12 protein-coding genes and 1 pseudogene are annotated in these 18,535 nt (G+C 71.6%); 5 read left to right on the top strand and 8 right to left on the bottom strand.

Features of this window, described 5'->3' with window-relative positions:
* Window positions 1–27: 27 nt before the first annotated feature.
* On the bottom strand, window positions 28–1,257 hold the full coding sequence (hemW, locus tag E6W39_RS28485; RefSeq protein WP_141635929.1) for a radical SAM family heme chaperone HemW: 1,230 nt from the start codon (window positions 1,255–1,257) through the stop codon (window positions 28–30).
* Window positions 1,258–1,324: 67 nt separating this feature from the next.
* Window positions 1,325–3,238, bottom strand: a complete 1,914-nt coding sequence (locus E6W39_RS28480) for an AMP-dependent synthetase/ligase (RefSeq protein ID WP_141635928.1) — start codon at window positions 3,236–3,238, stop codon at window positions 1,325–1,327.
* Window positions 3,239–3,543: 305 nt separating this feature from the next.
* Between E6W39_RS28480 and E6W39_RS28475 the strand changes: the two genes are divergently transcribed.
* Both E6W39_RS28475 and E6W39_RS28470 read left to right on the top strand, forming a co-directional pair.
* Window positions 3,544–5,277 (top strand): ABC transporter ATP-binding protein, encoded by a 1,734-nt coding sequence (locus tag E6W39_RS28475; protein WP_141635927.1) that lies wholly within the window; start codon window positions 3,544–3,546, stop codon window positions 5,275–5,277.
* A 148-nt stretch (window positions 5,278–5,425) separates the two neighbouring features.
* Window positions 5,426–7,228 (top strand): ABC transporter ATP-binding protein, encoded by a 1,803-nt coding sequence (locus E6W39_RS28470; RefSeq protein WP_407658489.1) that lies wholly within the window; start codon window positions 5,426–5,428, stop codon window positions 7,226–7,228.
* A gap of 79 nt (window positions 7,229–7,307) precedes the next feature.
* Here the strand turns inward: E6W39_RS28470 and lepA are convergent, their stop codons facing one another.
* Window positions 7,308–9,179: a translation elongation factor 4 gene (gene lepA / locus E6W39_RS28465; RefSeq protein ID WP_141635926.1), complete on the bottom strand. Its 1,872-nt coding sequence runs from the start codon at window positions 9,177–9,179 to the stop codon at window positions 7,308–7,310.
* Between the two features lie 248 nt (window positions 9,180–9,427).
* On the opposite strand from lepA, the gene rpsT reads away from it, so the two are divergent.
* The gene (gene rpsT / locus E6W39_RS28460) at window positions 9,428–9,685 is read left to right on the top strand and encodes a 30S ribosomal protein S20 (protein ID WP_101380263.1); all 258 of its coding nucleotides are present in this window, start codon (window positions 9,428–9,430) and stop codon (window positions 9,683–9,685) included.
* Window positions 9,686–10,011: 326 nt separating this feature from the next.
* Here the strand turns inward: rpsT and holA are convergent, their stop codons facing one another.
* A complete protein-coding gene (holA, locus tag E6W39_RS28455) occupies window positions 10,012–11,007 on the bottom strand; it encodes a DNA polymerase III subunit delta (RefSeq protein ID WP_141635925.1) in 996 nt (331 codons plus the stop codon).
* Between the two features lie 62 nt (window positions 11,008–11,069).
* On the opposite strand from holA, the gene E6W39_RS28450 reads away from it, so the two are divergent.
* Window positions 11,070–11,351 carry a hypothetical protein gene (locus tag E6W39_RS28450; protein WP_141635924.1) on the top strand — a complete coding sequence of 94 codons (282 nt, stop codon included), beginning with the start codon at window positions 11,070–11,072 and terminating at the stop codon, window positions 11,349–11,351.
* 111 nt (window positions 11,352–11,462) lie between these two features.
* On the opposite strand, the gene E6W39_RS28445 is transcribed toward E6W39_RS28450, so the two are convergent.
* A complete protein-coding gene (locus E6W39_RS28445; RefSeq protein ID WP_141635923.1) occupies window positions 11,463–13,184 on the bottom strand; it encodes a flavin monoamine oxidase family protein in 1,722 nt (573 codons plus the stop codon).
* A 210-nt stretch (window positions 13,185–13,394) separates the two neighbouring features.
* Here E6W39_RS28445 and E6W39_RS28440 point away from each other — a divergent pair, with 210 nt between their 5' ends.
* Entirely contained in the window at window positions 13,395–13,679 is a 285-nt protein-coding gene (locus E6W39_RS28440) for a DUF2087 domain-containing protein (protein WP_141635922.1), read from the top strand.
* A 51-nt stretch (window positions 13,680–13,730) separates the two neighbouring features.
* On the opposite strand, the pseudogene E6W39_RS28435 reads toward E6W39_RS28440, so the two are convergent.
* The 3 genes and pseudogenes from E6W39_RS28435 to E6W39_RS28425 form a co-directional block, all read right to left on the bottom strand.
* Window positions 13,731–14,602: pseudogene (locus E6W39_RS28435) on the bottom strand (ComEC/Rec2 family competence protein); the annotation flags it as partial.
* Window positions 14,603–14,699: 97 nt separating this feature from the next.
* On the bottom strand, window positions 14,700–16,538 hold the full coding sequence (locus E6W39_RS28430; protein ID WP_267286712.1) for a ComEC/Rec2 family competence protein: 1,839 nt from the start codon (window positions 16,536–16,538) through the stop codon (window positions 14,700–14,702).
* A 494-nt stretch (window positions 16,539–17,032) separates the two neighbouring features.
* Window positions 17,033–17,686 (bottom strand): ComEA family DNA-binding protein, encoded by a 654-nt coding sequence (locus tag E6W39_RS28425; protein WP_228718392.1) that lies wholly within the window; start codon window positions 17,684–17,686, stop codon window positions 17,033–17,035.
* Window positions 17,687–18,535: the final 849 nt, after the last annotated feature.

Raw genomic sequence — 18,535 nt, 5'->3', positions numbered from 1 at the left:
GGACGGCTGCTACTACCGTAACGACTATCAGTCCACCAAGTCACGCACCACCGCGTCCGCCAGCAGCCGCCCGCGCAGGGTCAGCGCCGCCCGGCCCGCAGCGAACGGCTCCGGGTCCAGCAGGCCGTCGGCGAGCGCCTGTTCGGCGGCCTTCAGGCCCGTGGGCGTGAGCAGGTCGAGCGGGCAGCCGTCGACCAGGCGCAGTTCGAGGAGGATCCGCTCCACGCGGCGGTCCTCGGCGGCCAGGAGTTCGCGGCCCTGGCCGGGGGTGCGGCCCTCGGCGATGGCCTGGGCGTAGGCGGCCGGGTGCTTGGCGTTCCACCAGCGCACCCCGCCGACGTGGCTGTGCGCGCCGGGGCCGGCGCCCCACCAGTCGGCGCCGGTCCAGTAGAGCTCGTTGTGGCGGCAGCGGGCGGCCTCGGTGGTGGCCCAGTTGGAGACCTCGTACCAGGAGTAGCCGGCGGCGCTGAGCGCCTGCTCGGCGATCAGGTAGCGGTCGGCGTGCACGTCGTCGTCCACCATCGGCAGTTCGCCGCGCTTGATCCGGCCGGCCAGCCGGGTGCCCTCCTCGACGATCAGCGAGTAGGCGGAGACGTGGTCGGGGCCGGCGCCGATGGCGGCGTCGAGGGAGGCCCGCCAGTCGTCGTCGGACTCCCCCGGGGTGCCGTAGATCAGGTCCAGGTTGACGTGCTCGAAGCCGGCCGCGCGGGCCTCGGCGACACAGGCCTCGGGGCGGCCCGGGGTGTGGTGGCGGTCGAGCACCTTGAGCACGTGCGGACGGGCGCTCTGCATGCCGAAGGAGATCCGGTTGAAGCCGCCCTCGCGCAGCTCGGCCAGGTAGGCCGGGGTGACGGACTCCGGGTTGGCCTCGGTGGTCACCTCGGCGCCCGGGGCCAGGCCGAACTCCTCGCGGATCGCGGCCAGCATGGCGACCAGGTCGCGGGCGGGCAGCAGGGTCGGGGTGCCGCCGCCCAGGAAGACGGTCTGCACCGGCAGCTCGACCTCGCCGAGCACGGTGCGGGCCTGGCGGATCTCGCCGACCAGGTTGGCCGCGTAGGTCTCCTGCGAGGCGACCGTGCCCGAGGCGTGCAGCTCGGTGGCGGTGTAGGTGTTGAAGTCGCAGTAGCCGCAGCGGCTGGCGCAGTACGGCACGTGCAGGTAGAAGCCGAACGGCCGCTCTCCCAGGCCGGTGAGGGCGTGGGCGGGCAACGAACCGTCGGACGGCACGGGTTCGCCGTCGGGAAGTGCGGAGGGCATGCCTCCATTGTCCGGTACGGCCGTCGGAACCCCGACAGCCGTACCGGATCCGGGCCGGCTCGGGGGCTCAGGCCTCGTTGGCGCCCGCGTACATCTCGGTCACCGCGTCGGCGTAGGCCCTCTCGACCACCGGGCGCTTGATCTTCAGGCTCGGGGTGAGCTCGCCGTGCTCGATGTCCAGGTCGCGCGGCAGGATGGTGAACTTCTTGAGCGTCTGCCAGCGCTGCACGTCGCCGTTGAGGCGCTTCACGAAGCCCTCGATCAGGGTGTGCACCTCGGCGGAGGTGACCACCTCGGCGTAGCCGCGGCCCTTCATGCCGTGCTCGGCGGCCCAGGGCATGATCACCGTCTCGTCGAGCGTGATCAGCGCGGTGCAGAAGTTGCGGCCGTTGCCGATCACCAGGATGTTGCTGACGAACGGGCAGACCGCCTTGAACTTGCCCTCGATCTCGCTGGGCGCGACGTACTTGCCGCCCGAGGTCTTGAACATGTCCTTCTTGCGGTCGGTGATCCGCAGGTAGCCGCCCTGGGCCAGCTCGCCGATGTCGCCGGTGTGGAACCAGCCGTCCGCCTCCAGCACCTCGGCGGTCTGCTCGGGCAGGTTGTGGTAGCCGATCATCACGCCGGGGCCGCGCAGCAGGATCTCGCCGTCCTCGGCGATCCGCACCTCGCTGCCGGGCAGCGGCACGCCGACGGTGCCGACCCGGAAGTCCTCCTCGTGGTTGACCGTGATGCCGGCGCTGGTCTCGGTGAGGCCGTAGCCCTCCAGGATCGGCACCCCGACGCCGGCGAAGAAGTAGGCGATCTCGGGGGCCAGCGCGGCGCTGCCGGAGACCGAGCCGCGCAGCCGGCCGCCGAACGCGGCCCGGATCTTGGCGTAGACCAGCTTGTCGGCCAGCGCGTGCTGGAGCCGCAGGCCGAGCGGCGCGCTCTCCCGGCCGGTGGCGACCCGGCTGTCCTGGACGGCGTGGGCGTACTGCCGGGCCGTCTTGGCCGCCCACATGAAGATCTTGTACTTGGCGCCGCCCTCGGCCCGGGCCCGCCCGGCGATGCCGTTGTAGACCTTCTCGAAGATCCGCGGCACCGAGGCCATGGTGGTCGGCCTGATCGCCGGCAGGTTGTGGATGATCCGGTCCACCCGGCCGTCCACCGCCATCACATGGCCGGTGTGGACCTGGCCGGAGATCAGCGACTTGCCGAACACGTGGGCCAGCGGCAGCCACATGTACTGCACGTCGTCGGAGCGCAGCAGGCCGCTGTCGGCCTGGGCGACGGCCTGGTAGGACCAGGTGTCGTGGGACAGCCGGACACCCTTGGGGCGGCCGGTGGTGCCCGAGGTGTAGACCAGGGTGGCGAGCTGCTGCGGCGTGATCGCCTCGACCGCCCGCCGCACCACCTCCGGGTCGCCCTTGCGCAGGGCCGCGCCGCGCTGCTCCAGCTCGGCCAGCGAGATGACGGTCAGCCCCTCGACGGCCGGCGGCTCGCCCGGCAGGTCGAAGACGACCACGGTGGCCAGGTCGGGCAGCTTGGCCCGCTCCTCCAGCGCCTTGTCCATCTGCTTGCCGTTCTCGGCGAACAGCAGCCGGCTGCCGGAGTCTGCCAGGATGTAGCCGGTCTCGTCGGCGTTGGTGCTCGGGTAGACGGTGGTGACGGCGGCCCCGGCGCACATCGCGCCCATGTCGGCGAGGATCCACTCGATCCGGGTGGAGGAGGCCAGCGCCACCCGCTCCTCGGCCTGGATCCCGAGGTCCAGCAGGCCGGCGGCGATGTCGAACACCCGCTCGGCGGTCTGCTTCCAGCTCAGGGTGCGCCACTGCTCGGCGCCCGGTGCGCCATCCGCCGCATGATCGTCAACTGGAGCTGGGTAGCGGTATGCCTCGGCGTTGGGAGTGGCCTCTACCCTGCTGAGGAACACATGGGCCACTGAGGCTGGGCGCCCGGCGATCGTGTCGGAGCCGATGACGGACTGCGCGGTACTCAACGAGACCTCCGGGGACCTGGTGGCCGAGGGTGGGATGCCGGGCGCTGGTGGGGGTGGGCGGCCCGGCAGCTTGTTAACCGGCGAGTAGTTGACTGGCGGGTAACAAGGTTGCGGACAGCCTAGGCCCAACTGGCCCTGCTGTTAAGAGGGCAAGCCGTCTTGCACTCCGGCGCGGACGCAGTGCAGTCGGCATTACCCGAAGCCGCCGTGCACTGTCAGCGGATCGCACAGACGCCCCACCAGCTGGTCCAGAAAAATACGAAAATGAGGGTGCGAATCCTCCTGCCGACAACGAGAGTGTCCGAGTGCTGATCCGACTCCTGAAGGCCCATCTCGGGCCTTACAAACAATCCGTCCTGTTGCTGGTGCTACTCCAGCTGATCTCCACGATAGCCGCGCTCTATCTGCCCACTCTCAACGCCGACATCATCAACAACGGCGTGGTGAAGGGGGACACCGGCTACATCATGCAGACCGGCGGCGTCATGCTCGCCGTCACGGTCGCCCAGGCCGTCTGCTCCGTCGGCGCGGTCTACTACGGCGCCCGCACCGCGATGGCGGTCGGCCGCGACATCCGCGCCTCGGTCTTCGGCCAGGTGCAGCGGTTCTCCGCGCGGGAGCTGGGCCAGTTCGGCGCCCCCTCGCTGATCACCCGCACCACCAACGACGTCCAGCAAGTCCAGACGGTGCTGCTGATGGGCTTCACCCTGGTGGTGGCGGCGCCGATCATGTGCGTGGGCGGCATCATCATGGCGCTCAACCAGGACGTGCCGCTCTCCAGCCTGCTGGTGATCCTGGTGCCGCTGCTGGGCGCCATCGTCACCCTGCTGGTCCGGATGCTGCGTCCCGCCTTCCGCAGCATGCAGGAGAAGATCGACAAGGTGAACCGGGTCCTGCGCGAGCAGATCACCGGTATCCGGGTGATCCGGGCCTTCGTCAAGGACGACCACGAGCAGGAGCGGTTCGGCGTCGCCAACGACGACCTGACCTCGGTCTCGCTGCGCACCGGCCGGATCCTCGCCTTCATGTTCCCCAGCGTGATGCTGGTGGTGAACGTCTCGATGATCGCCGTCTCCTGGTTCGGCGCGCAGCGGATCGCCGGCAACCACATGCAGATCGGCGCCCTGATGGCGTTTCAGTCGTATCTGATGCAGATCCTGATGAGCGTCATGATGGCCACCTTCATGTTCATGATGGTGCCGCGCGCCGAGGTCTGCGCCGAGCGCGTCGTGGAGGTGCTGGACACCGAATCCAGCGTGGTCCCGCCGACCGCGCCGGTCACCGAGCTGCGCTCGCACGGCCACCTGGAGCTGCGCGCCGCCGACTTCCGCTACCCCGGTGCCGAGGCCTCGGTGCTGCACGGCATCGACCTGGTCGCCCGCCCCGGCGAGACCACCGCGGTGATCGGCTCCACCGGCAGCGGCAAGACCACCCTGCTCGGCCTGGTCCCCCGGCTCTTCGATGCCACCGGCGGCCAGGTGCTGGTCAACGGCGTGGACGTCCGCGAGGTCGCCCCCGAGCTGCTCGCCCGCACCGTCGGACTGGTGCCGCAGAAGCCGTACCTGTTCAGCGGCACCGTCGCCAGCAACCTGCGCTACGGCCACCCCGACGCCACCGACGAGGAGCTCTGGGCCGCACTGGAGACGGCGCAGGCCAAGGACTTCGTCGAGAAGCTGGATGACGGGCTGGAGGCCTCCGTCGCCCAGGGCGGCAGCAACTTCTCCGGCGGCCAGCGGCAGCGCCTGGCGATCGCCCGCACCCTGGTCCGCCGGCCGGAGATCTACCTCTTCGACGACTCCTTCTCGGCCCTCGACTACGCCACCGACGCCCGGCTGCGCGCCGCGCTCAGCCTGGAGACGGCCGAGGCCACCGTGGTGATCGTGGCGCAGCGGGTGAGCACCATCCGCGACGCCGACCGGATCATCGTGCTGGACGAGGGCGCCGTGGTCGGCACCGGCACCCACCACGAACTGATGGCCGACAATCCGACGTACCGGGAGATCGTGCTCTCCCAGCTCACCGAGCAGGAGGCGGCGTGACCACCCCGCAGAAGCCCGGCGGCTCCCAGGAGGCCGCGGCCCGGCGCGGCGGCCCCGGCCCCGGCCGCTTCATGAACGCCGGCACCGAGAAGTCCCTCGACTTCAAGAACAGCAGCAAGCGGGTGCTCGGCCTGCTCCGCCCGAGCGGGTGTCGATCTACGGCATGCTGCTGCTCGGCGCGTTCAGCGTGGCCTGCGCGGTGGCCGCTCCCAAGCTGCTCGGCAACGCCACCAATCTGATCCTCAAGGGTGCGCTCGGCCCGCACTTCCCCACCCAGCAGGCGCTGGACGCGGCGACCCACAGCAATTCCAAGACCGCCGCGCTGCTCCGCACCCTGCACCTGACGCCCGGTCAGGGCATGGACTACAACGCACTCGGCACCGTGCTGCTCTGGGTGCTGCTGATCTACGTCGCCTCCGCCGTCTTCGGCATCGTGCAGGGCCGGATCGCCGCCCGCGTGATCAACCGCACCGTCAACCGGCTGCGCACCGAGGTGGACGCCAAGCTCACCCGGCTGCCGCTCAGTTACTTCGACAAGCAGCCGCGCGGCGAGGTGCTCAGCCGGGTCACCAATGACATCGACAACATCGGCCAGTCCATGCAGCAGAGCATGGGCCAGCTGGTGAACTCGCTGCTCACCGTGGTCGGTGTGCTGGCGATGATGTTCTGGATCTCCTGGCTGCTGGCGCTGATCGCGCTGATCTCGGTGCCGCTCTCGGTGGTCGTCGCGGCCCGGGTCGGCAAGAAGGCGCAGCCGCAGTTCGTCGCCCAGTGGGCGACCACCGGCAAGCTGAACGCGCACATCGAGGAGATGTACACCGGCCACACCCTGGTCAAGGTATTCGGCCGGCAGAAGGAGGCCGCCGAGGTCTTCGAGCGGGAGAACGAGGCGCTCTACGCCTCCAGCTTCAAGGCCCAGTTCATCTCCGGGATCATCCAGCCCGCGATGTTCTTCATCGGCAACCTCAACTACGTGCTGGTCGCGGTGGTCGGCGGGCTGCGGGTGGCCAGCGGCGCGCTCTCCATCGGTGACGTGCAGGCCTTCATCCAGTACTCGCGGCAGTTCAGCCAGCCGCTCACCCAGGTGGCCAGCATGGCCAACCTGGTGCAGTCCGGCGTCGCCTCGGCCGAGCGGGTCTTCGAACTGCTGGACGCCGAGGAGCAGTCCGCCGACCCGCAGCGGCCCGAGCGGCCCGAGGAGCTGCGCGGCCTGGTCTCCTTCGAGGACGTCGCGTTCCGCTACGAGGCGGACAAGCCGCTGATCGAGGAGCTGACCCTGAAAGTGGAGCCGGGCCAGACGGTGGCCATCGTCGGCCCGACCGGCGCCGGCAAGACCACCATGGTCAACCTGCTGATGCGGTTCTACGAGGTGAGCGGCGGCCGGATCACCCTGGACGGGGTGGACATCGCCGCGATGTCCCGCGAGGAACTGCGCTCCGGCATCGGCATGGTGCTGCAGGACACCTGGCTGTTCGGCGGCACCATCGCCGAGAACATCGCCTACGGCTCCACCGGCGCCAGCCGCGAGCAGGTGATCGAGGCGGCCAGGGCCGCGCACGTGGACCGCTTCGTGCGGACCCTGCCGGACGGCTACGACACCGTGATCGACGACGACGGCACCGGGGTCAGCGCCGGCGAGAAGCAGCTGATCACCATCGCCCGGGCGTTCCTGGCCCAGCCGTCGATCCTGGTGCTGGACGAGGCGACCAGTTCGGTGGACACCCGCACCGAGGTGCTGATCCAGCGCGCCATGGCCCGGCTGCGCAGCGGCCGGACCAGCTTCGTGATCGCGCACCGGCTCTCCACGATCCGCGACGCCGACGTGATCCTGGTGATGGAGAGCGGCTCGATCGTCGAGCAGGGCTCGCACGACGAACTGATCGAGGCGGGCGGCGCCTACGCCCGGCTCTACCAGGCGCAGTTCGCGCAGGCGGTGGCGGAGACCGAGTAACTCCCCATGCCAGAGGGGCCGTCGACCACGGTGGTGGTCGACGGCCCCTCTGGTCTGCTGCCGGTGCTACGGGCCGGCGTTACTTCTTGGCGTCCTTGGGAGCCTCGGCGTCCGTCGACAGCGCGGCGATGAAGGCCTCCTGCGGGACCTCCACGCGGCCGACCATCTTCATCCGCTTCTTGCCTTCCTTCTGCTTCTCCAGCAGCTTGCGCTTGCGCGAGATGTCACCGCCGTAGCACTTGGCGAGGACGTCCTTGCGGATCGCGCGGACCGTCTCACGGGCGATCACCCGGGAGCCGATGGCCGCCTGGATCGGCACCTCGAACTGCTGGCGCGGGATCAGCTTCTGCAGCTTGCCGGCCATCATGACGCCGTAGTTGTAGGCCTTGTCCTTGTGCACGATGGCGGAGAAGGCGTCCACCGCGTCACCGTGCAGCAGGATGTCCACCTTGACCAGCTCGGCGCTCTGCTCGCCGATCGGCTCGTAGTCGAAGGAGCCGTAGCCGCGGGTCTTAGACTTCAGCTGGTCGAAGAAGTCGAAGACGATCTCCGCGAGCGGCAGCGTGTAGCGCAGCTCCACCCGGTCCTCGGAGAGGTAGTCCATCCCCTGCAGGTTGCCGCGGCGGGCCTGGCAGAGCTCCATGATCGCGCCGACGAAGTCGTTCGGCGCCAGGATGGTGCCGCGCACCACGGGCTCGAAGACCTCAGCGATCTTGCCGGTCGGGAACTCGCTCGGGTTGGTGACGGTGTGCTCGGTGCCGTCCTCCATCACCACCCGGTAGATCACGTTCGGCGCGGTGGAGATCAGGTCCAGGTTGAACTCGCGCTCCAGGCGCTCCCGGATGATCTCCAGGTGGAGCAGGCCGAGGAAGCCGCAGCGGTAGCCGAAGCCCAGCGCCACCGAGGTCTCCGGCTCGTAGACCAGCGCGGCGTCGTTCAGCCGCAGCTTGTCCAGCGCGTCGCGGAGCAGCGGGTAGTCCGAGCCGTCCAGCGGGTAGAGGCCGGAGAACACCATCGGGCGCGGGTCCTTGTAGCCGCCCAGCGCCTCGGTCGCACCCTTGTGCATCGAGGTGATGGTGTCACCGACCTTGGACTGCCGGACGTCCTTCACACCGGTGATGATGTAGCCCACCTCACCGACGCCGAGCCCGTCCGCGACCTTGGGCTCGGGCGAGATGACGCCGATCTCCAGCAGCTCGTGGGTGGCGCCGGTGGACATCATCGAGATCCGCTCGCGCTTGGTGAGCTGGCCGTCGACGACACGGACGTAGGTGACCACGCCGCGGTAGGAGTCGTAGACCGAGTCGAAGATCATCGCGCGGGCCGGGGCGTCCTTGACACCGACTGGAGCCGGGATCCGGTCGACCACGTGGTCCAGCAGGTCCTCGACGCCCAGGCCGGTCTTGGCGCTGACCTTGAGCACGTCGTCCGGGTCGCAGCCGATGATGTGCGCGATCTCGGCCGCGTACTTCTCGGGCTGGGCGGCCGGCAGGTCGATCTTGTTGAGCACCGGGATGATCGTGAGGTCGTTCTCCAGGGCCAGGTAGAGGTTGGCCAGGGTCTGCGCCTCGATGCCCTGGGCCGCGTCGACCACCAGGATGGTGCCCTCGCAGGCCGCCAGGGAGCGGGACACCTCGTAGGTGAAGTCGACGTGCCCGGGGGTGTCGATCATGTTCAGGATGTGCGTGGTACCCGCGTGCTCACCGGTGTTCGGCGCCCAGGGCAACCGGACCGCCTGCGACTTGATGGTGATACCGCGCTCACGCTCGATGTCCATGCGGTCGAGGTACTGGGCACGCATCTGCCGCGGGTCGACGACGCCGGTGATCTGCAGCATCCGGTCGGCGAGCGTCGACTTGCCGTGGTCGATGTGGGCGATGATGCAGAAGTTGCGGATCAGCGCCGGGTCGGTACGGCTGGGCTCTGGCACGTTGGTAGGGGTCGCGGGCACCTTGGTCCGATTCTCCGTGGTCGTCCGGGGCCGACTTTGTCGCCTGCCCGAGGGGCCCTGTTGGGCAATGAGGAAACCAGGGCTTGCTCCATCTTCCCACGCGGGCGGCACTCGGTGCCGGTTTGGGGCCGTGGGTGGGCCCTGGTAGCGTTGGCGGCTGCACCGCGCTTCGGCATGCCCTCTCAGCTGACCCGCTGCGATGGTGCACACCCTGTTCCACTGATGACTGACAAGACTGAGGCACTTTCGTGGCGAACATCAAGTCCCAGATCAAGCGCAACAAGACCAACGAGAAGGCGCGCCTGCGCAACAAGGCCGTCAAGTCGGAGCTGAAGACCGCGCTCCGCAAGGCCCGCGAGGCCTCTGTCGCCGGCGAGACCGAGAAGGCCGCTGAGCTCGCTCGCGTCGCCTCGAAGAAGCTCGACAAGGCCGTGAGCAAGGGCGTCATCCACAAGAACCAGGCCGCCAACAAGAAGTCGGCCATCACCAAGCAGGTCGCCGCCTGAGCTTCGCGCTCACGGCAGCAGCACGACTGCTGAGTACCGTTCTCGGTACCCCCGTCGCGGGATGACTCCGGCCCTCTACCCGGGCTCCCGAGACGCGCACGACCACGCACCGCACGCGGCCTGCGTTCGCCACGCGGGTGCGGTGCACATGCTTCAGCGAGAGGCGCCGCGGTTCGCTCCCTTCCCCGGGACGGACCGCGGCGCCTCTCGGCGTTCCGGGGTGTTCTCGGCGCGGTCGGTTCGGCGCGGTTCTCGGCGCGGTCGGTTCGGCGCGGTTCTCGACGCGGTCGGTTCGGTGCGGTTCTCGGCGCGGTCAGTACGGGCGGTCAGTACTGGCGGGCGCCCGAGCGGGCGGCTCGGGCCACGGTGACCACGGCCCGCTCCAGGGCGTAGGCGGGGTCGTCCGAACCGCCCTTGACGGCCGCGTCGGCCTCGGCGATGGCGGTCAGCGCGACGGCCACACCGTCGCCCGTCCAACCGCGCATCTGCTGGCGCACCCGGTCCACCTTCCACGGCGGCATGCCGAGCTCACGGGCCAGGTCGCCCGCGCGCATCGAGCGGTCCGCGGTCGCCAGCCGGCCGATGCTGCGCACCCCGGAGGCCAGCGCGTAGGTGATGCCGGTCGGCGGCTGGCCGACCGCCAGCGCCCAGCGCAGCCGCTCCAGTGCGTCCGCCGCGCGGCCCGTGACCGCCAGGTCGGCCACCTCGAAGCCGGTCGCCTCGGCCCGGCCGCTGTAGTAGCGGGCCACCACCCGCTCGTCGATCGGACCCTCGACATCGGAGGTCAACTGGCTGGCGGCGGCCGCCAGCTCACGCAGGTCGCCGCCGAGCGCGTCCAGCAGCGCCTGGCAGGCCTCCGGGCTGGCCGAGCGGCCGAGCGCCTTGAACTCGCCGCGGACGAACGCGACCCGCTCCCCCGCCTTGGTCAGCTTGGCGCACTGCACCTCGCGGGCCCCCGCCTTGCGCGCCGCGTCCAGCAGGCCCTTGCCCTTGGCGCCGCCGGCGTGGACCAGCACCACGATCACCTCGTCGGCCGGCGCCGCGAGGTAGGCCTTGAGCTCCTTGACCGAGTCGGCCGCCAGATCCTGCGCGGCCCGGACCACGATCACCTTGCGCTCGGCGAACAGCGACGGGGTCGTCAACTCGGCCAGGCTGCCCGGCTGCAGGGCCCCGGGGGCGAGATCCCGCACGTCCGTGTCCGGGTCGGCGGCCCTGGCCGCCGCTACCACCTGGGCGACCGCGCGGTCGAGCAGCAGCTCCTCCTGGCCGACCGCGAGGGTCAGCGGGGCGAGCAGGTCATCGGGTGCACTCTTCCTGGCCATCGCCTACCAGCATCCCACGGGCCGCCGACAGCCCTGGCGCGTCCGGACGCCAGAATGGCCCCATGAGCTCGCGCGATGACCGAACCACCACCCCCGCCGGCCGCCAGCTGCTGGTGCTCGCCGACCGCGACGCGGCCGAGGAGGTGGCCGAGGCGCTGGCCGAGCGGTGGCCGGCGCTCGGCCCGTTCGAGCTGGTCCGCGACGCCCTGGCCGGCGAGGACGACGCCGAGGACGCCCAGTGGCTGGTGGTGCTGGAGGAACCCGCCGAGGGCTGGGACCCGGCGACCGTGGCGGCCGTGGACGCGTTGGCGGGCGAGCACGAGGGCTGGCGCGAGGACGGCTGAGCCGCCTCGCGCCGGGGTGGGGTGCGCGGTGCTGAGGGTGCGGTGGGGCGCGGTACTGAGGGTGCGGTGGGGACGCGGTGCTGAGGGGGTGCGCGGTTGTGCGGGTGCGGGTCAGGCTCCGATCGCGGTGAGCACCTCCTGTGCCGCCCTGGCCCCCTCCTGGGCGCCTCCCTCCATGTACCCCTGGAAGTTGTACGAGGTGTGCTCGCCCGCGAAGTGCAGATTGCCCTGGGCGGTGCCCTCGTAGCCGGCGTAGCTGGTCAGATAGCCGGTCGGCCAGTACGAGTAGGCGCCGTGGGAGTACGGGTTCAGGTGCCAGGCGGAGAGCGTGGCCCGGCCGTTCCAGGCGGCGCCGGTGCCGGGGAAGAGCCGCTCGATCTGGGCGAGGTAGCGGGTCACCAGGGCCGCTGTGTACGGGGTGCTCGCGTCCGTGAAGGCCGTCGGCGGGGTCAGCGATCGCGCCAGGCTGCCACCGCCGTACTGCACCAGGATCCCGTCGCTGCCGGCCTGGCCGCGGGTGACGTCCCAGGCCTGCTGGAAGTCCTGGTCGCTGAAGCACTCGCCGTCGGAGGTCCCCGGCCAGGGGCCGCTGCCGGCCCACGGGCGCGAGCGGAACTGCATGTTGAGCTTGGTGCAGGCGCCCATCGTCATATGGGTCAGCACCCCGCGCATCATGGCGTCCAGGCCGGCCCCGGAGAGGTCGATGTGCTGCTGCAGGATCGGCAGCGGCACGGCCAGGATGGTGTGGTCGGCGGTGACGGTGCGGGTGCCGCCGCCGTCCAGGTCGAACGCCAGGGTCTGGGTGCCGTCGGCGTTGCGGGCGACGGCGGTCAGGGTCCAGCCCTGCTGCACCGTGCCGGCCGGCAGCGCGGCGGCGATGGCGTGCGGCACCTGGTCGTTGCCGCCGGTGATGTGGTAGCGCTCGTCGCTGCCGCCCCAGATGTTGAAGCTGCCCGGATTGGCCTGCGAGCCCAGCAGCGCGAGCAGGTCGTAGCTGGACTGCGCGGTGGTGTCGGCGCCGTACTCCACGTTGTACGCCACGTCCAGGAACGCCCCGAGCAGGCTCGCACAACCGCCCGGGACACGGGAGTTGATCCAGTCCCGGACGGTCATGCCGTCCAGCGCGACGGCGGCGGCGTTGTGGCTGTCCCAGGTGGGCGCCGACCCGCCGGCCTGGATGTCCGACCGGATCGCCTGCCAGACCGGCTTGAAGTCGAGGTCGGCCTGGGCGCGCGGGTAGTAGCCGCCCTGGAACCAGAGGACCTGGTCCGCCTGGGCGCTGTAGACATGGCGCACCGCGGTGGTGCCGAGGCCGAACCGCTGGCACAGCTGGAGCATCGTGTGATGGCCGGTGTCGAGCAACTCACCGCCGTACTCGGAGACCTGGCCCTGCTCCCACAGGTCCGGGTGCCAGGGGCTGCCACCGGAGAACATCCGGCCCCCGATCCGGGACGGGTTGGCCTCGTAGACGGTGGCGGCAACACCCTTGTCGGCCAGGGTCAGCGCGGCGTTCAGACCGGAGATGCCGGCGCCGATGACGGCGATCCGCGGCGCCCCGCCGGTCGCCCGCGCGGTGGCCCGCGGGTTCGGCACGGCGGTGGCCCGCGGGTCGGCCGCCCGGGCCGGACGGGCGGCGGCCAAGCCCCCGGCGGCCACGGCCAGACCGAGCGCGGCGGCCCGGCCGAGCAGTTGGCGCCGCGAGGGACCGTCAGGGTCGGCCACCGCCTCGTCGCGCAGCTCGGTGTACTCGTCGGCGGGCAGGCCGAGTCGGGCGGCGGTTGCGTGATCGGCGGCCAGCTCGCGCAGGCGGCGGGCGAGGGGGGAACGGGCCATGGCGGGGTCCCTTCGGCAGGTCGGGTTCCGTGGAGGGCGCGCGGCCCGGCCAGTGTGCGGGGTGCGGGCGGCTACGGGGAGGGGCAGGGTGTCGGGTGGGCGGGTCCGAAGTTGACTGTGTGTCGGAGTGCCGGGGTGCCCGGTGCCGCGTCGATCAGGGCATGGAAAACCCTTTGCCGGTGAGCCGGTTGGCAAGGGACGCTGCCGAGCATGTCCATCGACGATTCCTCTGACCCGGCCGCCGGTCTGACCGCGTTCTTCACCGACGGGCGGCTGACTACCGTGCCGCGCAAGCCCGCCCGGCGCGAGCAGTTGCTGCGCCACCTGGCCCGGACCCTCTTCGACGCCGACCGCCCCTACAGCGAACGCGAGGTCAACGAGGCACTGCTGACGGTGCACAACGACTACTCCGCGCTGCGTCGCTACCTGGTGGAGGCCAAGCTGCTGACCCGGGACAGGGACGGCAGCAGCTACCAGCGGGCGGCGATCGGGTAGTGGGTGGCGGGTAGCGGGTAGCGGGTAGCGGGTAGCGGGTAGCGGCGGAGGCTACTCTCCCGCCAGGCGTGAATGGATCACCGCGTGCAGGGTGGCCGGGGTGCTGCCCAGCACGGCGATGTCGCCGGTGCGGTCGGTGCGCAGCACGGTGGCCCCAGGGCGCGCAGGCGGTCGACCGTGCGCGGTGACGGATGGCCGTAGGAATTGCCGGCGCCCACACTGATCAGGGCGAGGCGGGGGCGCAGTGCCCTGGCGAGCGCCCAGTCCTGGTGGGCCGAGCCGTGGTGGGCCACCTTCAGGACGTCCACCGGCCCCGGGCGGGCGGTGCGCAGCAACTCCGCCTGGGCGGTGGGTTCGAGGTCGCCGAGCAGGGCGAACCGCAGCCCGCCGGCGGTGACCAGCAGGCTGACGCTGGCGTCATTGGGCCCCGAACTCGCCGGATCGAAGGCGGCGTTGGGCCACAGCACCTGCCAGGAGAGCTCGGGCGCGGCCGTGCGCCGCTCCCCCGACGCCGCCCGCAGCAACGGGACGCTGGCGCTCGCGGCCAGCGCGGTGACCTTGGCCGCCTCTGCGGCGGGCGCGGCCAGGGTGGTGGTCTCGATCGCGCCGACCGCACGACCGCGCAGCACGCCGGGCAGGCCGGCACTGTGGTCGGCGTGGAAGTGGGTGAGCAGGACCAGCGGGATCCGGGTGACTCCGAGGTCCCGCAGGCAGTCGTCCGCGGCGGTCGGATCCGGCCCCGCGTCCACCACCACGGCGGTGTCGGGCCGCCCGGCCAGCGGCAGCACCAGCAGGTCACCTTGCCCCACCGAGCACATCACCAGCCGGGCCCCCGTCGGCGGCCAGCCCGTCGCGATCCGCACCAGCACGGGCGGCCGCAGCAGCAGGACCACCAGACCGAGCGCCAGCACGACGGCCACCGCCAGGCGGAGCCTGCGACGCGGACGCGGGGCGGTGGGCGGCGAGAGGAGGGAGCGCGGGGGTGCGAGGGCGTGCGGGGGTGCGAGGGCGTGCGGGGGTTCACCGGGGCGGGGTGCTGGCGGGGGCGATGGGTGCGGCGGTGCTGGGTGCGATGGTGCTGGCCTTGCCGGTGTCCGGGTCGGCGGTAGCCGGGTCCGCTGGGAAGAACAACCGACCCGCGTAGCAGGCAGCCAGGACGCCCAGGGCCAGGGTGACCGTGCCTCGCCAGCCCGGCGTCCAGGCGAGCTCGGCCCCCGGTAGTGCCGCACCGGCCCGTGCGACGGCGGCCAGCCACTGCGTCGGATAGCCGGCCATGCCCGCCAGGAAGGCGGCCACCCCGCCGGACAGCGGCGCCACCGCGAGAGCCGCGAAACCCAGCAACGTGGCCGGCATCACCGCCAGTTCGGCGAGCAGGTTGCAGGGGATCCCGACCAGGCTGATCCGCGGTGCGAGCAGCACGGCAGCCGGAGCGCAGAGCGCCTGCGCCGACGCCGTACAGGCCACCGCCTCCGCCACGCCGTGCGGCCAGCCGCGCTGGTGCAGGGCCTTCGCCCAGCGGCGCCCGAGGGTGAGCAGCCCGGCGGTGGCGAGCACCGAGAGCAGGAACCCGTACGACCGGGCCAGGAACGGGTCGACCAGCAGCAGCGTGAGTACGCCCGCGGCGAGCGCGGAGAGCGCCTGGCGCGGCCGGCCCAACGCCAGTGCGAGCAGGCTCAGCAGTCCCGTCGCCGCCGCGCGCAGAACACTCGGCTCCGGTCGGCAGAGGATGACGAAGGCAACCGTGAGGCCCACCCCGACCAGGGCGGCCACCCGCAGCGGAATCCCAAGGAAGGAGGCCAACCCGCCGCGCTCCGTCGTGCCCGACCGTGTCGGTGCGCCCAGCAGCAGAGCAAGCACGATGGAGAGGTTGGCGCCGCTTACCGCGGTGATGTGGACCAGGTCGGTGCTCTGGAACGCCTGGGCGAGGTCGTCCGGCATCGCCTCGGTGTCGCCCACCACCAGGCCCGGCAGCAGGGTGCGAGCATCCGGCGCCAGCTCCGCACACGCCCGCCGCAGCCCCGCGCGCAGCCGACCTGCCAGGCGCTGCGTCCAGTTCGGCGGCGCCAGCAGCCGGGGCGGTCCCTTGGCCACCAGGGCGGCCGCCGTGTCACCGCCGCCTTCGTCGCTCGCCGGCAGCACCCGCGCGAGAGCCGCCACCCGGGCGGACGGCAGCAGCCCCTGCCAGGAGGCCGCGTCACGTTCCTGGACGATCAGCGTGATCGGGGTGCTGGTCCGCGTGGTGGTCGCGCCGGTGCCGGTGCCGGTGCCCATGGTGACGCGATCCACGGTGGCGTCCACAAGCAGGAGTTGGCGGCCGGCGTCAGCCCCATGGGCGCGCGAGGTACGGGGGCGCGGGTCACCGGTGATGGTCAGCTCGACGGTGACCACAGTGTCAGGCGGTGGCTTGGTGACGGCCCCGGGGTGGGCGTCGGGGGTGGCCGTGGTGGGGATGGCGGGGTCGCTGCGGGTGTCGGTGCGGGTTTCGGTGGCGGTGTCGGTGCCGCTCAGTGGTGCATCGCTGGCCGCAGCCGCGGCTCGGGCCAGGGCGGGAATCGGTCCGCGATAAAGGTCGGCGGTCCGCAGCACGGTGCAGGTGGTGGCCGCTGCTGCGGTGAGCAGGACAGCGGCTCCGAGCGCGGCAGCTCGGCGCGACCGATCGCCGCCACGCGAGAGCAGCAGCAGGGCCACCGCCGCAACGGCGGCCACCGCGGCCCCGCAGAACAGCGGTGTGGTGGCACGCGAGTCGCTGCTGAGCAACAGCACCGTGACACCCCAGGCGGCGACGGTCGGCAGCACGAGCCGCAGATCGGGTGCCTGCGAGGATTCGGCGTGATTGGTGGTTGTACGCGGAGATGGCATGGCTGTGGCCGGGGTGGTGGTGGACGGTCGGTGTGGGAGGCGGTGGGTGGGCGGTGGGTGGCGGGTGCACAGGCGAACGGGCCGGTGCTGGCGGGCGGTTGACGCGGAAGCAAGTGGGTGAGCGGTGGCGGTGGGCGCGCGAAAGAACGGGCGATTGACGCCACGGGCAAACGGGCCAGTGGTGGTGGGCGGTTGACGTGGGAGCAGGTGGATGAGCGGGCGGTGGGTAGTGGGTGCGCGAGAGAACGGGCATTTGGTGGTGGGCAGTTGACTTAAAGGCGAACGGCCCGTGGTGGTGGGCGGCTGACCTGGAGGATTGCGGTAGGGGAGGCGCTGGCGCGAACGAGCCGACGATTGCGGGCGATTGGCTGCGAGATCCAGCGACGCGCGCGGGAGGACAGGCAGTGACATCGGGGCGAAGGGGCGGGTTGGAGCGCCGGCTGTGCGGTGGTGGCGGAAGCGCTTCCAGCAGGCGGCAGATAGGTGATGTCAGGTCAGAGAACGAGCAGTGGTCGCAGCTCGGCAAACTTGCGGCCGCCGATCCCGCTGATTTGGCGGAGTTGCTCCAGCGAGCGGAACGGGCCGTGCTGGGTGCGGAAGTCGAGGATGCGACGGGCCAGAGCCGGACCGATGCCGGGGAGCGCATCGAGTTGCTCCTGGGTGGCTCTGTTGATGCTCACCGGTGCCTTGGGCGCTGTGGGCTCGGCGGCGTTCCCGGCGGCCGGGGCGGGCGAGCCGACCAGCACCTGCTCGCCGTCAACCAGCACCCGGGCGAGGTTGAGGCCATCCGTGTCCACGCCCGCTTGCGCGCCGCCCGCCGCCCGCAGCGCGTCGGCGACTCGGGATCCCGCCGGCAGGCTGAGGACACCTGGGTGCACGACTCGGCCCGCCACATCGATGACTACCGGGAGTTGGCCGCTGCCGGAGGGTTCGGGAGCTGCCCCGGTGTCCGCCGATTCGCCCCCTGGAGCGACGGGCTGGGCTGGGCTCTCGGTGTCGCCGGCGGCTGCGGCGGCGCTGGGTGCGGTCTTGCCCGTGGCAGTGGGAACGGCGACGGGCTGCGGTCGGCCTAGCCAGAAGTGCTGGATGGCGTAGGCGACGGCGAGCAGGAGCAGAACTCCGAGACCGAGCACCGCTTTTCGGTCCACCCACAACAACGGGTGGAGCGCACTCGGCAGGCGCAGCCGCCGCCTGGGCGGGTGGGACGGGGCGGGAGCCGGGACTGCCCTGGACAAGGGCGGGGAGGCGAGGGAAGACGGGGTGCTCAGGGCTGAGGCGGCGGGCGAGGCGGCGGAAGCGGACCGGGCGGAGGCACCCGAGGAGGCCGGGGAGGCGGAAGGCAGGGCACAGGACGGCGGTGAGTCGACAGGGAACGCGGGCGCGGGCAGCGAGGCGGCGGGGAGTACGGAGGAGGCGGGCACGCTCCTGGTGGCGGGCGAGACGGCGGAAGTCGGTGTGGGCGGGGCAGCGGGCGGGGGCGTGTCAGCAGGCGACGTGCGCGCGGCCAACGCGACGGCGGAGGCGAGGGCTCCCGCAGGGCCTGCGACAGGCGGGGCGGCGCCGGTCGCGGCCGACGAGGCCAGTCCGGTGCCCAGGGAGCGAGAGCGGGACCGCGCACTGCGCCCGGATCCCCTGCGCTTGCCATAGCCGTAGGGCCAGTCGTCCGGGAGCACCCGGACGCGTACGGTCCTGCGAGCGGGCGAGGCAGGGCGGCAGGGGAAATGGAGCTGGCGTCAGGAGTACGGGCCCAGGTGGGCTCCGAGTCGAGCTGGTCGATCGCGTCCGGCACGGCAGAACTGGGGCTGCCATGTGCGGAAGCACCCGAGAGCGGGGAACCTACAGCCCGGGAAAGCCCCGAATCACGCGAGCCGGGAGCAGCGGAGCGGCCAGGCTCAGGCCCTGACAGACCGACCGCATCCAACACGGCGGAGCCGGAGCCGCCATGAGCAGAAGCACCCGAGACCGAAAGCCCCGCAGCCCGGGGAGGCCCCGAATCA

This window comes from Kitasatospora acidiphila, from assembly GCF_006636205.1.
Classification (GTDB): domain Bacteria; phylum Actinomycetota; class Actinomycetes; order Streptomycetales; family Streptomycetaceae; genus Kitasatospora; species Kitasatospora acidiphila.
Note: the sequence above shows the minus strand (reverse complement) of the source record. Positions and strands in the feature narration are given on the sequence as shown.